The sequence below is a fragment of the Candidatus Nitrospira bockiana genome, from assembly GCF_965152565.1.
Genome location: NZ_OZ224215.1, coordinates 1,213,351 through 1,228,619, shown reverse-complemented (window position 1 = coordinate 1,228,619; position 15,269 = coordinate 1,213,351). Strand labels below are relative to the sequence as shown.

At 63.7% G+C, this 15,269-nt stretch carries 15 protein-coding genes; all 15 read right to left on the bottom strand.

Going from position 1 to position 15,269, the window contains the following annotated elements; all coding sequences use genetic code 11:
- Positions 1-177: 177 nt before the first annotated feature.
- The 15 genes from cysE to rfbB all read right to left on the bottom strand — a co-directional run bounded on the left by cysE (position 178) and on the right by rfbB (position 15,258).
- Positions 178-822, bottom strand: a complete 645-nt coding sequence (cysE, locus tag ACWHYV_RS06095; protein WP_447979768.1) for a serine O-acetyltransferase — start codon at positions 820-822, stop codon at positions 178-180.
- A 3-nt stretch (positions 823-825) separates the two neighbouring features.
- A complete protein-coding gene (gene ispF / locus ACWHYV_RS06090; protein WP_447979767.1) occupies positions 826-1,308 on the bottom strand; it encodes a 2-C-methyl-D-erythritol 2,4-cyclodiphosphate synthase in 483 nt (160 codons plus the stop codon).
- 114 nt (positions 1,309-1,422) lie between these two features.
- On the bottom strand, positions 1,423-2,070 hold the full coding sequence (ispD, locus tag ACWHYV_RS06085) for a 2-C-methyl-D-erythritol 4-phosphate cytidylyltransferase (RefSeq protein ID WP_447979766.1): 648 nt from the start codon (positions 2,068-2,070) through the stop codon (positions 1,423-1,425).
- Positions 2,071-2,278: 208 nt separating this feature from the next.
- Positions 2,279-3,301, bottom strand: coding sequence for a PIN domain-containing protein (locus ACWHYV_RS06080; RefSeq protein ID WP_447979765.1), 1,023 nt, complete (start codon positions 3,299-3,301; stop codon positions 2,279-2,281).
- Positions 3,302-3,349: 48 nt separating this feature from the next.
- The gene (locus ACWHYV_RS06075) at positions 3,350-4,906 is read right to left on the bottom strand and encodes a DegQ family serine endoprotease (protein ID WP_447979764.1); all 1,557 of its coding nucleotides are present in this window, start codon (positions 4,904-4,906) and stop codon (positions 3,350-3,352) included.
- 102 nt (positions 4,907-5,008) lie between these two features.
- Positions 5,009-5,932 (bottom strand): class I fructose-bisphosphate aldolase, encoded by a 924-nt coding sequence (locus ACWHYV_RS06070; RefSeq protein WP_447979763.1) that lies wholly within the window; start codon positions 5,930-5,932, stop codon positions 5,009-5,011.
- A 210-nt stretch (positions 5,933-6,142) separates the two neighbouring features.
- Positions 6,143-7,162, bottom strand: a complete 1,020-nt coding sequence (fbp, locus tag ACWHYV_RS06065; RefSeq protein WP_447979762.1) for a class 1 fructose-bisphosphatase — start codon at positions 7,160-7,162, stop codon at positions 6,143-6,145.
- 180 nt (positions 7,163-7,342) lie between these two features.
- Positions 7,343-8,125 (bottom strand): DUF3108 domain-containing protein, encoded by a 783-nt coding sequence (locus ACWHYV_RS06060; protein WP_447979761.1) that lies wholly within the window; start codon positions 8,123-8,125, stop codon positions 7,343-7,345.
- Positions 8,126-8,143: 18 nt separating this feature from the next.
- Positions 8,144-9,544 (bottom strand): phosphomannomutase/phosphoglucomutase, encoded by a 1,401-nt coding sequence (locus ACWHYV_RS06055; RefSeq protein WP_447979760.1) that lies wholly within the window; start codon positions 9,542-9,544, stop codon positions 8,144-8,146.
- A gap of 17 nt (positions 9,545-9,561) precedes the next feature.
- Positions 9,562-9,987: a four helix bundle protein gene (locus ACWHYV_RS06050; protein ID WP_447979759.1), complete on the bottom strand. Its 426-nt coding sequence runs from the start codon at positions 9,985-9,987 to the stop codon at positions 9,562-9,564.
- 130 nt (positions 9,988-10,117) lie between these two features.
- On the bottom strand, positions 10,118-11,557 hold the full coding sequence (locus ACWHYV_RS06045) for a mannose-1-phosphate guanylyltransferase/mannose-6-phosphate isomerase (RefSeq protein ID WP_447979758.1): 1,440 nt from the start codon (positions 11,555-11,557) through the stop codon (positions 10,118-10,120).
- The gene (locus tag ACWHYV_RS06040) at positions 11,554-12,129 is read right to left on the bottom strand and encodes a KdsC family phosphatase (RefSeq protein ID WP_447979757.1); all 576 of its coding nucleotides are present in this window, start codon (positions 12,127-12,129) and stop codon (positions 11,554-11,556) included. The genes ACWHYV_RS06045 and ACWHYV_RS06040 overlap by 4 nt, the downstream gene beginning before the upstream one ends.
- 270 nt (positions 12,130-12,399) lie before the next feature.
- Positions 12,400-13,377, bottom strand: coding sequence for a GDP-mannose 4,6-dehydratase (locus ACWHYV_RS06035; protein ID WP_447979756.1), 978 nt, complete (start codon positions 13,375-13,377; stop codon positions 12,400-12,402).
- Positions 13,378-13,396: 19 nt separating this feature from the next.
- On the bottom strand, positions 13,397-14,245 hold the full coding sequence (gene rfbD, locus ACWHYV_RS06030; protein ID WP_447979755.1) for a dTDP-4-dehydrorhamnose reductase: 849 nt from the start codon (positions 14,243-14,245) through the stop codon (positions 13,397-13,399).
- A complete protein-coding gene (gene rfbB / locus ACWHYV_RS06025; RefSeq protein WP_447979754.1) occupies positions 14,230-15,258 on the bottom strand; it encodes a dTDP-glucose 4,6-dehydratase in 1,029 nt (342 codons plus the stop codon). Before rfbB ends, rfbD begins: the two co-directional genes overlap by 16 nt.
- Positions 15,259-15,269: the final 11 nt, after the last annotated feature.

Sequence of the window (15,269 nt, the reverse complement as noted above, 5' to 3'; positions counted from 1 at the left end):
CACACCGTGATCACGAGTGAGCCGAGCGGGCTGTGCTGAATCGCTCACTCACGACGTCCTGCCTGGCGACCTAGAGACGGCCGGGCAGAACCATGGATATCGCATCGGAGAGGTACCGAGCGGAGTCACGACCGGGTGACGGAGGCACATGAGGCGGGAGCGCGCTCGGCGCAGGGGTCAGCGGGAGGGTTCGCGATCGTCCAGCTTCTTGCGCAGCTCGATCAGCTCGCGCTCGAGGGCTTCGAACCGCTCGATGATCGGATCCGGGATGTTCGTATGGTCCATGGTGGCTTCAGGGAGCCGCGCCCCTTCCATCTTGATGACCCGCGCCGGGACGCCGATGACCGTGGAATTGGGTGGAACGGACTTGAGGACCACGGAGTTGGCCCCGACCTTGACGTTGTCGCCGATCCGGATGCCGCCGAGGATCTTGGCCCCCGCCCCGACCACCACGTGGTTGCCGAGCGTCGGGTGCCGCTTCCCTCGTTCTTTTCCGGTCCCTCCCAGGGTGACCCCCTGGAACAGGGTCACATAGTCCCCAATCTCGGCGGTCTCCCCGATGACCACTCCCGCGCCGTGATCGATGAAAAACCCCTTGCCGATGGTCGCGGCCGGATGGATTTCGATCCCCGTGAGCAGGCGGGCGAGTTGGGAGATGGCCCGGGGGAGGAAGGGAACCCGGTGCGTCCAGAGCCAGTGAGCGAGACGGTGCGCGAGCAGGGCGTGAAACCCGGCATAGGTGAGAATGACCTCCAGCGTGCTGGTGGCCGCCGGGTCCCTATCGAAGACGGCGCGCAGGTCTTGCCGAATTGCTCGCAGCATGCCTCAGGGTACCGCAGACGATTCGATCATGCAAATCGCGTGGGCGGCGATCGCCTCTTCCCGCCCGATGGCGTCCAGCCCCTCGCCGCTCTTCACCTTCACGTTCACGCAGTCGGCCTTCACCTTGAGCACGTCCGCGATCCGAGCCTGCATCCGGGCGAGATGGGGGCCGAGGCGGGGCGCTTGGGCGATGATCACGGTGTCGAGGTTGACGAGCCGGTAGCCTTTCCGTGCCAGCATCCCCGCCACATCTTCCAGCAGGGTGAGGCTCGACACGTCCTTGTAGCGGGCATCCGAGCTCGGATAGTGCGTTCCCAAGTCCCCTTCCCCCATGGCCCCGAGCAGGGCGTCGCACACCGCATGGACGAGCGCGTCGGCATCCGAATGCCCGACGAGCCCCTGCGTGTGGGCGATCTCGATCCCGCCGAGGATCAGCTTCCGTCCCGGCGCCATAGGATGGATGTCATACCCCAAGCCGACGCGCATGAAGAGATCTCCAAAATGGAAATGGTAATTGAGTAAGTGAGTAACTCAGTAAGTGGAAGTGGTTTCCCGGCACGCTCAGTTACCACTTACCAGTTACTTACTTCCTTTCTTGCCTCACCCGCCCCGTGCCGCCAGGATGGCTTCGCCGATTCCGAGGTCTTCGGGCCGGGTGATCTTGATGTTCTCGCTGCTGCCCTCGACGATCGCAACCCGGTGCCCCAACCGCTCCACCAGTTGGGCATCATCGGTCCCGTGGAACCCATCGAGCTGCGCCTTGCGATGGGCGTCATGGAGCAGGGCACGATGGAAGGCTTGCGGCGTCTGGGCGAGCCAGAGCCGGCCTCGGTCCAACGTCCCTTCGATCATGCCGTCGGCTCCCGCGCGCTTGACGGTATCCCGCATGGGAATCGCGACGATCGCGGCGCCGTGTTTGGCCGCTTGCTCGATCACCTTCGTCACCATGTCGCCGGTCAGGAGCGGCCGCACGGCATCGTGCACGAGGACCACCTCGACATCGGATTCGACCTCCAGGAGTCCGTGGCGGACCGAATCCTGCCGTTGCTCTCCCCCCGAGACGATTTTGCGGACCTTATGGAGCTGATAGCGGGTGACGATCTCGTCGAGGCAGTACTGCCGCTCGGCGGATGGAACCGCAAGAACGATGTCCGTGACTGCGGGGGACGCCTCGAGCACGCGGAGGGAATGCACGAGAAGAGGAAGCCCGCCCAAGGCCAGGAACTGTTTGGGGACGGTTCCCCCCATGCGGAGCCCCCGCCCCGCCGCCGGAACGACGGCAGCGGCGCGAGGGTGCTGGAATGGCCCCTGGTCGCGCTGCGCAGGGGCCTCTCTCACACTGTCGGCGCCCGACACGGAGGCACGACGTCCCGTCTCTTTCGGGGCCGAGAGCCGTGCCGGCGGCCGCGAGTGCTTGGGCTTTGTCGACGACGCGTCACTGTCCGACACACTCCGGCTACCCACGGGCGATCTGGAATTCCTCCTTCTCGGTCTCCTCCTTGAGGCGGGTAAAGATCATCCGGCCCGCCGTCGTCTGCAGCACGCTGGTGACGACGACGTCGACGTTGCGTCCGATGCAGCGCTTGGCGTTGTCCACGACGATCATCGTGCCGTCGTCGAGATAGGCGACACCCTGCCCCGCTTCCTTACCCTCCTTCAGCACGAAGACCCGGATGGTTTCGCCCGGCAGGACGACCGGCCGCAGAGCGTTGCAGAGCTCGTTGATGTTGAGGACCCGGACGCCCTGCAGCTCGGCGACCTTGTTGAGGTTCAGATCGTTGGTGATGACCTTGGCGCCCACCTTCTTGGCGAGCACGACGATCTTCGAGTCGACGTCCTTCACGTGCGGAAAATCGTCGTCCACGATCCGGACGTCCACGTCCACCATCTTCTGCATCTTGTTGAGGATATCCAATCCCCGTCGCCCGCGAGCCCGCTTCAGCGAGTCCGAGGAGTCGGCGATGTGCTGGAGCTCGTGCAGGATGAACTGGGGGACCAAGAACGTCCCCTCCAAGAATCCCGTCTCGACGAGGTCGGCGACGCGGCCGTCGATGATGACGCTGGTATCCAGAATCTTTCGGCTGACGACATCGAGCCCCTGCTCCGGCCGCTTCGGCGGTCCGGCGATTTTTTCATGCCCGAACTTGGCGCCGAGGACGAGCCCCAAATACGGCAGCCCCAACAAGAAGACAAGGCCCGTGATATGAAACAGCACGGTCTGGACGTCGAACACCACGCTGCCGACCCATTCCACCAATCCGGTCAAAAGAAGCCCGACGGCCAGACCCGCCGTCCCTCCCGCAATGACGCCGAACGACAGCCGCTGCAATGCATATTCGCCCAACAAAATGAGTCCGCCGGTCGCCGCACCGAGAATAAACCCCTCGACCAGTAACGTGCTGTTCGGTTCTCCACCACGAATGAAGAGGGCCATGCCGGCGAGCGCACTGATCAAGACGAAGGCTATTCGTCGTATCATGGCGTTCCACCCCCTTTCGTCGTTTGGTTGTGGTCGCATGTGCCCCGATTACGGCCTGACCGTGACGAAGCTCGTTCGGCCCTGCCGCTTGATGAGCAAGAGCACCGCTTGGTCTTTCGGCAGGCGGGAAACGGCCTGCTCATAGGCCTTCAGATTCGTGATCGGACGCCGGTTCACCTCGAGAATGAGGTCGCCGTCCTTCAGCCCGGCCTCTTCGGCGGCACCGCCCGGGCGAACCTTCACGATCACGATCCCTCCTTCACTCCGCCCCAGCCCCAGGCGACGCGCGATGTCCGAGGTGACGTCACGGACCTCGAGATCGGACAAGACGCCGGCGGGCGCGACCGACGGTTCGGGCTCGTCGCTTCCCGCCTGGGCCACCGAGCTCGGCTGCTCCACGATCGTGACGTCCACCTGTTTGGGGCGTTTGTCGCGGACTACTTTGACGGCAACTTTTTTGCCGACCGCGGTCCGCGCCACGGCGTTTCGGAGCTGCGTGGGACTTTCAACGGGTTTACCGTCGTACTCGACGATGAGGTCGCCGCGCTCGATCCCCGCGCGCTTGGCCGGGCTGCCCTCCAGCACTTCGCTCACGAGCACGCCTTTGACGTCGACGACTCCGAACTGTTGGGCCAGATCGCCGGACAGCTCTTGAATCGACACGCCGAGCCACCCACGGACCACTTTGCCCGTCCGGACCAGTTGCTCCAGAATCGACCGCGCCATGCTGCTCGGGACGGCAAAACCGATCCCCATGTTGCCCCCGTTTTGGCTGAAGATCGCCGTGTTGATCCCGATCAGCTCGCCGCGGGCATTGACCAGCGCGCCCCCCGAATTACCCGGATTGATCGCCGCGTCGGTCTGAATGAAGTCCTCGTACTCGGCGATCCCCATACTCGCCCGTCCGACGGCGCTGACGATGCCCATCGTGACGGTTTGGTTCAGTCCGAACGGGTTCCCGACCGCGAGCACGAACTCGCCGACCTCCAAGCCGTCCGAGTCGCCCCACGGAATCGTGTGGAGTCCCTCGGCTTCCACCTTGAGCAGCGCGAGGTCGGTCTTCGTATCCATCCCGATCAGCTTGGCCCGGAATTCCCGCTTGTCCGACAGGACGACCTTGATTTCATCGGCGCGATTCACCACGTGATTGTTCGTGATGATCAACCCGCTGGGATCGACGATGACGCCCGATCCAAGGCTGCGCTCCCGACGTTCCCGGGGGGCTTCGAACCGGCGGAAGAATTCCTCCCCGAAGAATCGACGGAACAGCGGGTCATCGAACGGCATGGCATGGCCGCCGCCCTCGCGCCCCGATCGCGTGGTCGAGATATTGACGACGGCCGGCGTCACCGCCTTGGCCACCCGCACGAAGTTGTGGTCGGTATCGGGGACGACGACGGCCGGGGGAACGGCGACGGGCGTGGGGGTCGGGGCCGGAGCAGCACGGCGCTCGGTGGACTCCGGGACGGCATGCCCGAACGGCAGCCATCCGAGGTCCGACGCGACCGCCAGCCCAATGATGACGCCCACCGCGAGGAGCAAGGCGCTGATCCCGAGGGACGAAACTCGTCGGCGTCCCGATCTGGGCGGTTCGTAGCCGTTCACGTGCGCTCGATGGAAGGCAGGTTGACGTTGAGGTGAAGGCTGAGGATAAGGTTGAGCGCCATCATCGTCGCTCCTCAACCTGACCCTCAGCTTCGGTCTTTCTCACGGGATCTCGCCGGCGTAAATGCCCATGATCGTCTGCAGGAACTTCACGGCCTCCGCTTTCGGACGCTGGAAGGAATTCCGACCGATGATGGACCCGAACCCGCCGCCGTCGCGAATCGCCCGGGCTTCCTCGAATACGTTGGCCTCGGCGCTCTTTGCGCCGCCGGAGAAAATCACGATCCGACGGCCGTTGAAGGCGCTCTGCACGACGTGGCGCACCCGTTCGGGTAAGGTTTTGATTGGAATCTGCTCGGCCTCGTAGACCTTCTTGGCCGCCGACTGCTCGATGTGGTCGGCCGGCAACTTCACCTTGATGACGTGCGCCCCCAACTGGGCGGCGATCTGCGCGGCATAGGCGACGACGTCGATTGCAGTCTCGCCTTCCTTGCTCAAGCCGGAGCCACGCGGATACGACCACACCACGACCGCCAATCCGTTGGCCTTGGCCTCCTCGGCGATCTCCCGGAGCTGCTGGTACATGGTGGTGCAATGGACCGAGCCGGGATAGATCGTATAGCCCACCGCCGAACAGCCCAGGCGCAAGGCATCCCGGACACTCCCGGTGACGGCTGGAATCGGATCCTTGTCCTCATGGAGGACGTCATGGTTGTTCAGCTTGAGGATGGTAGGAATCGTCCCGGCATAGTGATCGGCTCCGGCCTCGAGGAATCCCAGGGGCGCCGCATAGGCGTTACAGCCGGCCTCGATGGCGAGCTCGAAGTGGTAGAGGGGGTTATAGCCCGGTGGGTTGGGCGCGAAGCTCCGGGCGGGGCCATGCTCGAAGCCCTGGTCGACGGGCAGGATGACGAGTTTCCCGGTCCCGCCGAGCTTTCCATGCTGGAGCAGCCGAGCGAGGTTGGCCTTGGTGCCCGGATTATCGCTTCCATACCAGCTTAAGATGTCACGCACGCGCTGGCTCATGATGACCTCCGAAGATAAAAAAGAGCGTATGTCAGTTAGGACCGTTGAGGCCGTTAGGTCCGTTGAGTCGGTTAGGTCGGTTAGGTCAGTCCGCTAAGTCGGTTCTTGGAGTCCAACGGACAAAACTGACATAACCGACCTCCCGGACCTAACGGTCTTTACAACTCAAACGGACTCAACTGATCTAACCGACCTAACGGTTCTTTACAATCAACGCTTCCCCTGAATGAACGCCTCCGCCGTGGAGACGTCCTTGATGCTTCCGATGATGAGCGGAACCCGCTGGTGTACGGTGGTCGGTCGGATCTCGGAGATCTTCTGGGTCCCCGTGCTTGCGCTTCCGCCGGCCTGCTCGATCACGAAGGCCAGCGGAGCCGCCTCGTACATGAGCCGAAGCTTGCCCTCGGGCTTGTTCGCCTCGCCGGGATAGAGGTAGATGCCGCCGTTGCTCAGAAACCGGTGCACGTCGGCCACCAGGCAGCCCGAGTACCGGGACGAATAGGGCCGACCGGACGCCGGGTCCTTCTCCCGCAGGTAGGCCACGAACCGCTGAACCCCCTGCGGCCACTTCTCGATATTGCTCTCGTTCGCACTGTAGACCTTTCCACGCGCCGGCATCTTGATCCGGCTCCTCGAGAGCACGAACTCGCCGATCCCGGGATCCAAGGTGAATTGATACACCCCGGCCCCGCTCGTGTACACCAGGAGCGTGCTGGGCCCGTAGAGCAGATAGCCGGCCGCCACCTGCTCCGCCCCCGGCTTGAGCAGGCCACCCTGAAGGTCGCCGGGGACCTGCGGTTGATACCGATGGACCGAAAAGATCGAGCCGACGGTGAGGTTGCCGTCGAGGTTGGAGGAGCCGTCCAGGGGATCCAGGAAGATGACGTACTTGCCGTGGGGTCGCTCGGTGGAGGGATACCCCCCGACTTCCCACGGCTTCTCCATTTCCTCGGACACCAAGGCCTTGACGAGGCCGCCGTAGTATTCGAAGACCCGGACGAAAGTCTCGTTGGCGCGCTTGTCGAGCTTCTGAACCTGCTCACCTTGAACGTTGGTCTCTCCCGTCAGCCCGAGGACGTCGGTCAGGCCGGCTTGCCCCAGCTCCCGGCTGATGATCTTCCCCGCCAGCGCGAGCTGCGCCATGATCGTCGAGAATTCCCCGGTGGCAGCCGGGTGGACGGCCTGCTGCTCGATGAGGTGCCTCGTCAAGGTGACGGGTGTTTGATGCATCGCTCCCCCTTCTCCGCGTTTTTACGATTATATGGTTTTGTGCAAGAAGGCGCAATCAGACGTTGATGTACCGGAAGGACCTAGTAGCCACCCTCTAAAGGCGGTCTCGGGGGAAGGCTGGAGCGAGGAGCGTGAACGAGGCGGAGCGGGAGGCGAGGGCCCTTGGAAGCCACGCTGAGATCAGGAGTCGATCAGTCGGGCCATGACGGAACCGATGATGATCTTCGCCTTCATCATGACCGGCAGCCGTCGGGCGTCTCGGGTCAGCCAGACTCGGATGTTGCCCTCGTTGAGAAAGAGCCCTTGGAACGGCATGATCACGAGCAATCGAAGGGTCTCCACCTCCCCCACCGCCGTCCGCAGCCGTTCCACGGCTTCGACCCGCACTTCGACGTGATAGTTCTTCTTGTCATGATGGAGGTTGAGAACGACGGAGGTTCCCGGGTCGAGCGACGGCACGTGGCGGATGTAGTAGAGGCATGAGATCAGATCGTGCGTCGCCGGCGGAATCGGGAGGACCTCCCCTACGCCGTCCTTGATCGACACCACCCGTCCGTCGGCATGGCGAAAGGTGACGTCGAAGTCATTCTTCTTCCTCCCTTCCCGGCGGTGAAAGACCATGCGGAAGGGCGCCATCGTTTCCGCGTCGATGACCGATTCGACGCGGTTGTCGACCGGATAGAATTTCGAGACGACCCGGCTCGACACGGCCGTCGACAGGAGCTTCAGCGCCGGCCGCCCCTCCACGGGCCCCGACTCCTGCACCTCCATCACCGCGGTCCCCGCCCGCAGGTTCAGAAACGTGATCGCATAGGTCAGCCGCTCACCGACCGCAAAGGGGTGGATGGAATTCGAGGCGGGCGTGGATTCGGAGCGCGCGACGCTGCCGGAGAGCACCAGGACCGCGGACACGAGGAAGGGGGCCAGGAATGAACAGCGAGGTCCGATGGTTGGTCGTGTCACTCGGCTGGCCCGCATGGCTCACGGGCTGTTCAAGGTCTGACGGGCCGACTCCAGCTCGGACTCGATCGCACGGCGGATGGCGTTGAGCCGGTCTTGTGACGACGCCTCGAACCGCAGAACCAGCGCGGGCTGCGTATTGGACGCGCGGATCAGCCCCCACCCCTCGTCGAAGATCACCCGGACGCCGTCGATGGTCACCACGTCCCGGATCGTGAGGCCGGGACCGATCGGGCGCTTGGACCGAGCCTGCTCCACCAAACGCGACTGGACCCGCTTCACCAGGTCGAATTTGATCGTATCGGGAGTGTCCAGGCGGATTTCCGGGGTGACCGCGGTGACCGGCAGGTCTTCGATCAGCGCGGACAACGGCTTTCCGGCCTTCGCCAGGATCTCGACCAATCGACAGGAGGCGTAGATGGCGTCATCGTAACCGAAGTACCGGTCCGCAAAGAACATGTGGCCGGACATCTCTCCCGCCAGGACGGCCGATTCGGCCTTCATCTTGGCTTTGATCAAGGAGTGGCCGGTCTTCCACATGATCGGCCGCCCGCCGCGCTTCTGAATATCGTCGTAGAGGCTTTGCGACGCCTTCACTTCCGAGAGAATCGTACTTCCCGGACGGGCCGCCAGGATCTCGCGCGAAAAGATGACCATCAGCCGGTCGCCCCAGAGTATCTCCCCTTGCTCATCGATCGCGCCGATTCGGTCGGCATCGCCGTCGTAACCGATCCCGACGTCCGCCCCGGTCTCCTTCACCGTCCGGATCAGATCCTCGAGGTTCTCCACGACGGTGGGATCGGGATGGTGATTCGGGAACCGCCCGTCCACCTCGCAATAGAGCGCCGTGACCCGGCAGCCGAGCTGTTCCAGCGCGTCCTTGGCGACCAAGGCCGCCGCCCCGTTCCCGCAATCGATGACGACGTGAAGCCGCCGGGCATCGACGGCGGCGAAGTGTTGCTTCAGATGGCCCAGATACTCGGGGATGATCGGACGGGCCGTGACCGTGCCGGCGCCGGATGAAAACGAGCCGGCCTCCATCACCGTCCGGAGCTGCTGAATCTCCTCGCCGTGCAAGGCTTCCTTGCCGATGCAGAGCTTGAAGCCATTGTATTCGCCGGCATTGTGGCTCCCCGTGATCATCACGCCGCCGTCCACCGGAAACGTGAACAGGGAGAAGTACAAGACCGGCGTCGGGCACAGGCCGATGTCGATCACATCCAGCCCGCCGGCGGTCAGGCCGCGAAGCAAGCGCTCCCGCAGCATCGGCGAGCTCGCCCGGCCGTCTCGCCCCACGCTGATCGTCTTCACGCCCTGACCGCGCGCCACGGTGGCATACGCCCGACCGATGCGCTCCGCCACGTCCTCCGTCAGGTCCCGGCCGACGATCCCCCGAATGTCGTATTCGCGAAAGAGAGCCATGATCTCTGTTTGGTCCGTTAGGTCCGTTGGGTCAGTTTGGTCCGTTCGATCGGTCGTCGCTCATCAGCCGATGGTCGTGTTCGTGAAGCACGCAGGTATCGGAGGAGGCCGTCAATGACTTTTCTGGTGATTTCCGCTTGCCGATAGACGGCTTCGACGCGCTCTTCATGGACCGAATGACAGTCCAGAGCAACGAAGAGGCAGGATTGAACTTCCGAGACCGATCGCCGTGCGTATGTGAGGAACCGTCTGAATTCGGCGTTCGATTGGCTCCCAAAACCCTCGGCAATGTTATTCATAACGGAGAGCGATGCCCCGGTCAACTGATCACGAAACCTCCCGTCCGCCTTTAGTCCTCCACTGCGACAGAGTTCGTACGTGAGTCGAGTCAAGATTCTCGCCTGCTTCCAACAATCCAAATCTTCGAAACGCTCCACCTTCATCGCGTCTATGCGTTTGAAGCTGTTATTCCGTTGAGTCCGTTTCGTCCGTTGGTCTGTTCAGTCGGTTCGTTCTGTTTGCTCAATCCACAGCGGAATTAACTGACGTAACGGACTCAACGGACCAACCGACCTAACGCCGCCCATAATCATCCTGGAAGCGCACGATGTCGTCTTCGCCGAGATAGGCGCCGTTTTGCACTTCGATGATGTGCAGGGTTTCCGATCCGGGGTTCTCGAGGCGGTGCGGCGTCTTGACGGGGATCACGGTGTTGCGGCCGACCGGCAGGTCGAACACCTCGTCGCCCCGCGTGACGCGCGCCGTCCCGGCGATGACGACCCAGTGTTCATTCCGTTGATGGTGCATTTGCAGCGACAGCCGCCCGCCGGGATTGACCGTCACCCGCTTGACCTTGTAGCCCGGCCCCTCCTCCAAGACGGTGTAGGAGCCCCACGGCCGAAACACGGTGCGGTGCTCCAAGTGCTCCGGCGCGCCCTGCTTCTTGAGGACCTCCACCACCCGCTTGACGTCCTGGGCGCGGGACTTGGGGCAAATGAGGGTGGCGTCGGCGGTATCGACCACGATCATGTCGGCCAGCCCGATCGTCGCCACGACGCGCTGGTCGGCATAGAGGACCGAGTTGCGGCTGTCGAGATCGATGACTTTTCCGCTCACGACGTTGTTGGATCGATCCCTCGGCGCCACCTCCTCCAGGCTGCTCCAATTCCCGACGTCCGACCAGGTGAAGGTCACGGGGATCACGGCCGCGCGCGAGGACCGCTCCATCACGCCGTGGTCGATGGAGATCGACGGCAGCCGGCGGTAGGCCTCGGCAAAGGCCTCGCCCGCGGTCGCCGCATCGAGGTCGAAGAGCCGCCGCATGCCTTTCATCAGACCCGGTTGGTGGCGCATGAGCTCGTCGAGCACGACCGAGGCCCGCCAGACGAACATGCCGCTGTTCCAATAGTAGTTCCCTGAGCGGAGGTACCGTTCCGCCGTCTTCACGTCCGGTTTCTCGACGAAGCGAGCGACGGGATGCCCGACGAGGGTGCGCGCGGCGGCCAACCGGACGCGCCGCTTGGGCTGAATATACCCGTATCCGGTCTCCGGTCGGGTCGGCTTGACGCCGAACGTCACCAGGTGCCCTCGCTCCGCCATCTCCACGGCCAAGGCGACGGCCGCACGGAACCGCGCCGTCTCCTTGATCACGTGATCGGCGGGCAACACCAACAGGCAGGCGTCGGGATCGCGGTCCAGCAGGCGTCTGGCGGCGTAGGCGATCGCGGGCGCGGTGTTGCGGCCCTCCGGTTCCAGGAAAAAGTTGCCGTGGAGCGCGTCCTTCCACTCGGCGAGCTGAAAGCGGATGGAATCGGCCTGCATCGTGTTCGTGGAAATGATCACGTGATCGGGCGCGACGCAACTCAGCACCCGCCGCATGGTCTGCTGGATCAGCGTCTCCCCGCCCATGATGCGCAACAACTGCTTGGGATAGAGATGCCGGCTCAACGGCCAGAACCGCGTGCCGCTTCCACCGGCAAGGATCACCGCATACAGATGGGACGTCGCGCTCATGGCCCTGCCTCTCGTTTCATCCTCCACACTCGTTCCGTCGATCCCACTTGAGCCGCAAGGATCAGGTCGACCACCTCACGGACGGCGCCCTCCCCCCCCTTGTGCCGGCAGACGTAATGGACGACCCGCTGCACCTCCGGGATGCCGTCGGCCGGCGTGGCGGAGAAGCCGGCGGCCGTGAGCGCGTCGAGATCATTGACGTCGTCCCCCATGTAGGCGACTTGGTCGAGCGTCAACTGATAGCGCTCGGCGAGCTCGCGCAAGCGGGTCAGCTTGTCATGGACCCGCTGATGCACCTCGGGGATCGCGAGCTTCTCTCCCCGCCGGGCGACCAGCTTGGTCTCTTCCTGCGTGATCAAGGCCGTCACGAGGCCGGCGCGCTGCAGGAGCTTGATGCCCATCCCGTCGCGCGTGTTGAACTTCTTCAGCTCATCCCCGGCTTCCGTGTAGTACATGCCGGCGTCGGTCAGCACGCCGTCGACGTCGGTGGCGAAGAGGCGGATGCGCTTGAGGATCGTCGAGAGAGCACGGGCGCGGGCGGGCGATGGACGTGTGCGTCGGGTGCGCGGCATAAGTAACTGGGCAGGACGATCTTAGCAGAGGCCCTGGGACAAGACAATAAAGGGAAGCTGAGGGCCAGGAGTCTGTCCGCGGTATGCCATTCTGCGGCAAACGATCGGCAACCTCGGGATGTTCTTGGCCCGGAAAACTCCTAACAGGATGTTCAAAAAGGTCATCCAGCGCGGCCGCAGCAAAGCGAAGGGCCGAAGCGTACCCTTTGCGGTACGTTGAGGTCCTGCGCGAAGCGAGAACAAAGCTGGGGACCTTTTTCAACATCCTGCCTAGCGGGAAGAAGAGAAGAGCCGCAGATCGGACTCTACCATCTCGCGCACCAGCTCCTTGAACCCGACTCGACAGGTCCATCCCAGGTCCCGCCGTGCCAAGGAGGCATCCCCCAGCAACGTTTCGACGTCGGCGGGACGGAGAAGCTGCGGATCGACGACCACGTGATCGCGATAATTCAGCCCGACGTGCGAGAACGCCGTCTCGGCAAATTCGCGGACGGAATGCTGCTCACCGGTTGCCACGACATAGTCCCCCGGCGGCTCACGCTGGAGCATGAGCCACATGGCTTCCACGTAGTCGCGTGCGTGACCCCAGTCTCGCTTGGCATCCAGGTTCCCCAAGCGCAATTCCTTGGCGAGGCCCAGCTTGATGCGGGCGGCATGTGAGGTGATCTTGCGTGTCACGAACTCGAACCCGCGCCGCGGCGATTCGTGGTTGTAGAGGATGCCGGCACAGGCCTTGATCCCGTAGGCCTCGCGATAATTGCGGGTGAGGTGGAACCCGGTGACCTTGGAGATCCCATAGGCCGAGCGCGGATGGAAGGGGGTCTTCTCGGTTTGCGGCACCTCGGCCACCTTTCCGAACATCTCGCTGGAGGCGGCGAAGTAGAACCGGCACGTCGGCGTGCAGTCTCGCAGCGCGGAGAGCACATGATGGGTGCCGTTGATGTTCGCGTTGAGCGTGGAAAACTCGTCCTCGAAGGAGTAGGTCACGAAGCTCTGCGCGGCCAGATGGTAGCATTCATCCGGTTGCACGGCCTGAAACACGCGATAGATGCTCGGCAGGCTTTCGAGCGACGCCGCGTGCAAATGGAGACGATCGCGCAAGTGCAGGATGCGCCACAGCCGATGCTCGGGATCCTCGATCGCGACCCGGCGAATGATGCCGTGCACGTCGTAGCCTTTTTCCAGCAAGAGCTCGGCGAGATACGAACCATCTTGTCCGGTAATGCCGGTGATCAGTGCCCGTTTCATGTTCCCTGCCTTACTTACATTAGTGTGATTGGGCCGATCGAGTGTCACGCACGTAGCGGGAGAGCGCGTCCTTCCAGTCGGGCAAGACGATCCCCGCCTGCATGAGCACGCGGTTTGCCAAGACCGAATAGGCCGGCCGTGGGGCGGGACGATTCGCCTCTTGGGTGGTAATGGGCAGCACGGGTACGGGCGCGCCGATCTCGGAGACGATGGCGACGGCAAAGTCATACCAGGTGCAGTCTCCCGCCCCGGTCGCATGCGTGATCCCGCTCAAGTCAGGTCGCTCCAGAATCCGGCCGATGGCCACCGCGAGGTCCCCGGCATGGGTCGGCGTCCCCCGCTGATCGGCCACGACCCTGAGCGCCGGCTGCTCTTTGCTCAAGCGGATGATGGTCTTCACGAAGTTCGCTCCGTGGGCGCCGTACACCCAGGACGTCCGGACGATCACCGTACGGGCACAGAGCGCCTGCGCCCGCCTCTCCCCTTCCAGCTTGGAGCGGCCGTACCAATTCAATGGGTGGGGGTCATCGGACTCGAGATAGGGGGCGTCCTTCCCGCCGTCGAAGACGTAATCCGTCGAGACGTAGATCATCCGTGCGCCGACCTTCTGCGCGGCCCGCGCCACCCGCTCCGTCCCGGCGGCATTGACCGCCATCGCGAGGTCCGGCTCCTGCTCGGCCTTGTCGACGTGAGTGTAGGCGGCCGCGTGGATCACCACCTCCGGCTCGGATGTGGCGATCAGGGCTTCGACATCGGCGGTCAGAAGATCGAAGGCGGGACGCACACCGAGGACGAGCTCATGGCCGGCAAGGACGTGCTGCAGCTCATGACCGAGCTGCCCGTTCGCGCCCGTCAGGAAGACGCGCATGATCGCCCTTCCGCCAAGCGCTGGCGATACATCTGTTCGTAGTACTGCCGGAACTCGCCGGACTTGATCTTCTGCCACCAGCCCGGGTTGTCCCGGTACCAGTCGATCGTCGCCCGCAATCCCTCCTCGAACGGCACGGCCGGCTTCCACCCGAGGGCATGAATCCGGCTGCAATCGATCGCGTACCGGCGATCATGGCCCGGGCGGTCCTGCACGTAGCGAATCAAGGACGAGGGCTTGCCGAGATGGGTGAGGATGCTCGTGGCCACGTCGATGTTCTCGCGTTCGTTCCCACCGCCGATGTTGTAGACCTGCCCCGGCTCGCCGTGCTGCAGGGCGAACTCGATCCCGCTGCAGTGGTCGAACACTGAGAGCCAGTCGCGGCGGTATTTGCCGTCCCCGTAGAGCGGAAGCGGCTGATCCTCGATGGCGTTGGTCACGAAGAGCGGGATGAACTTTTCAGGGTATTGGTTGGGACCGTACGTGTTGCTGCCCCGCGTGATGACGACCGGGAAGCGGTAGGTGGTCCAGTAGCTCCGGACCAGGAGATCGGCGCCGGCCTTGCTCGCCGAATAGGGGCTGCGCGGCTCGAGCGCGTCGTCCTCTTTGGACCAGCCGGTCTCGACGCTGCCGTACACCTCGTCGGTGCTCACCTGGAGAAATCGGGAGACCTTCGCCCGCCGTGCCTCCTCCAGCAACGTCGCCGTTCCCACGACGTCGGTCTTGGCGAAGCCACCGGGCTCGAGGATCGACCGGTCGACGTGCGTCTCCGCCGCGCAATTCACCACCGCGTCGATCCGATGGTCGCCGAACAGTCGGGCGATGAGCGTGGCGTCGCAAATGTCCCCGTGCACGAAGGTATAGCTCGCATGGCCTTCGAGGTCACGCAGGTTGTCCGGATTCCCCGAATAGCGCAGGGCATCGACATTGATGACCCGATGCCCGCTCGCCAACAACCGCCGAACCAAATGCGACCCGATAAAACCAGCGCCACCAGTCAGTAAGATAATCATGGTTGGTAGGG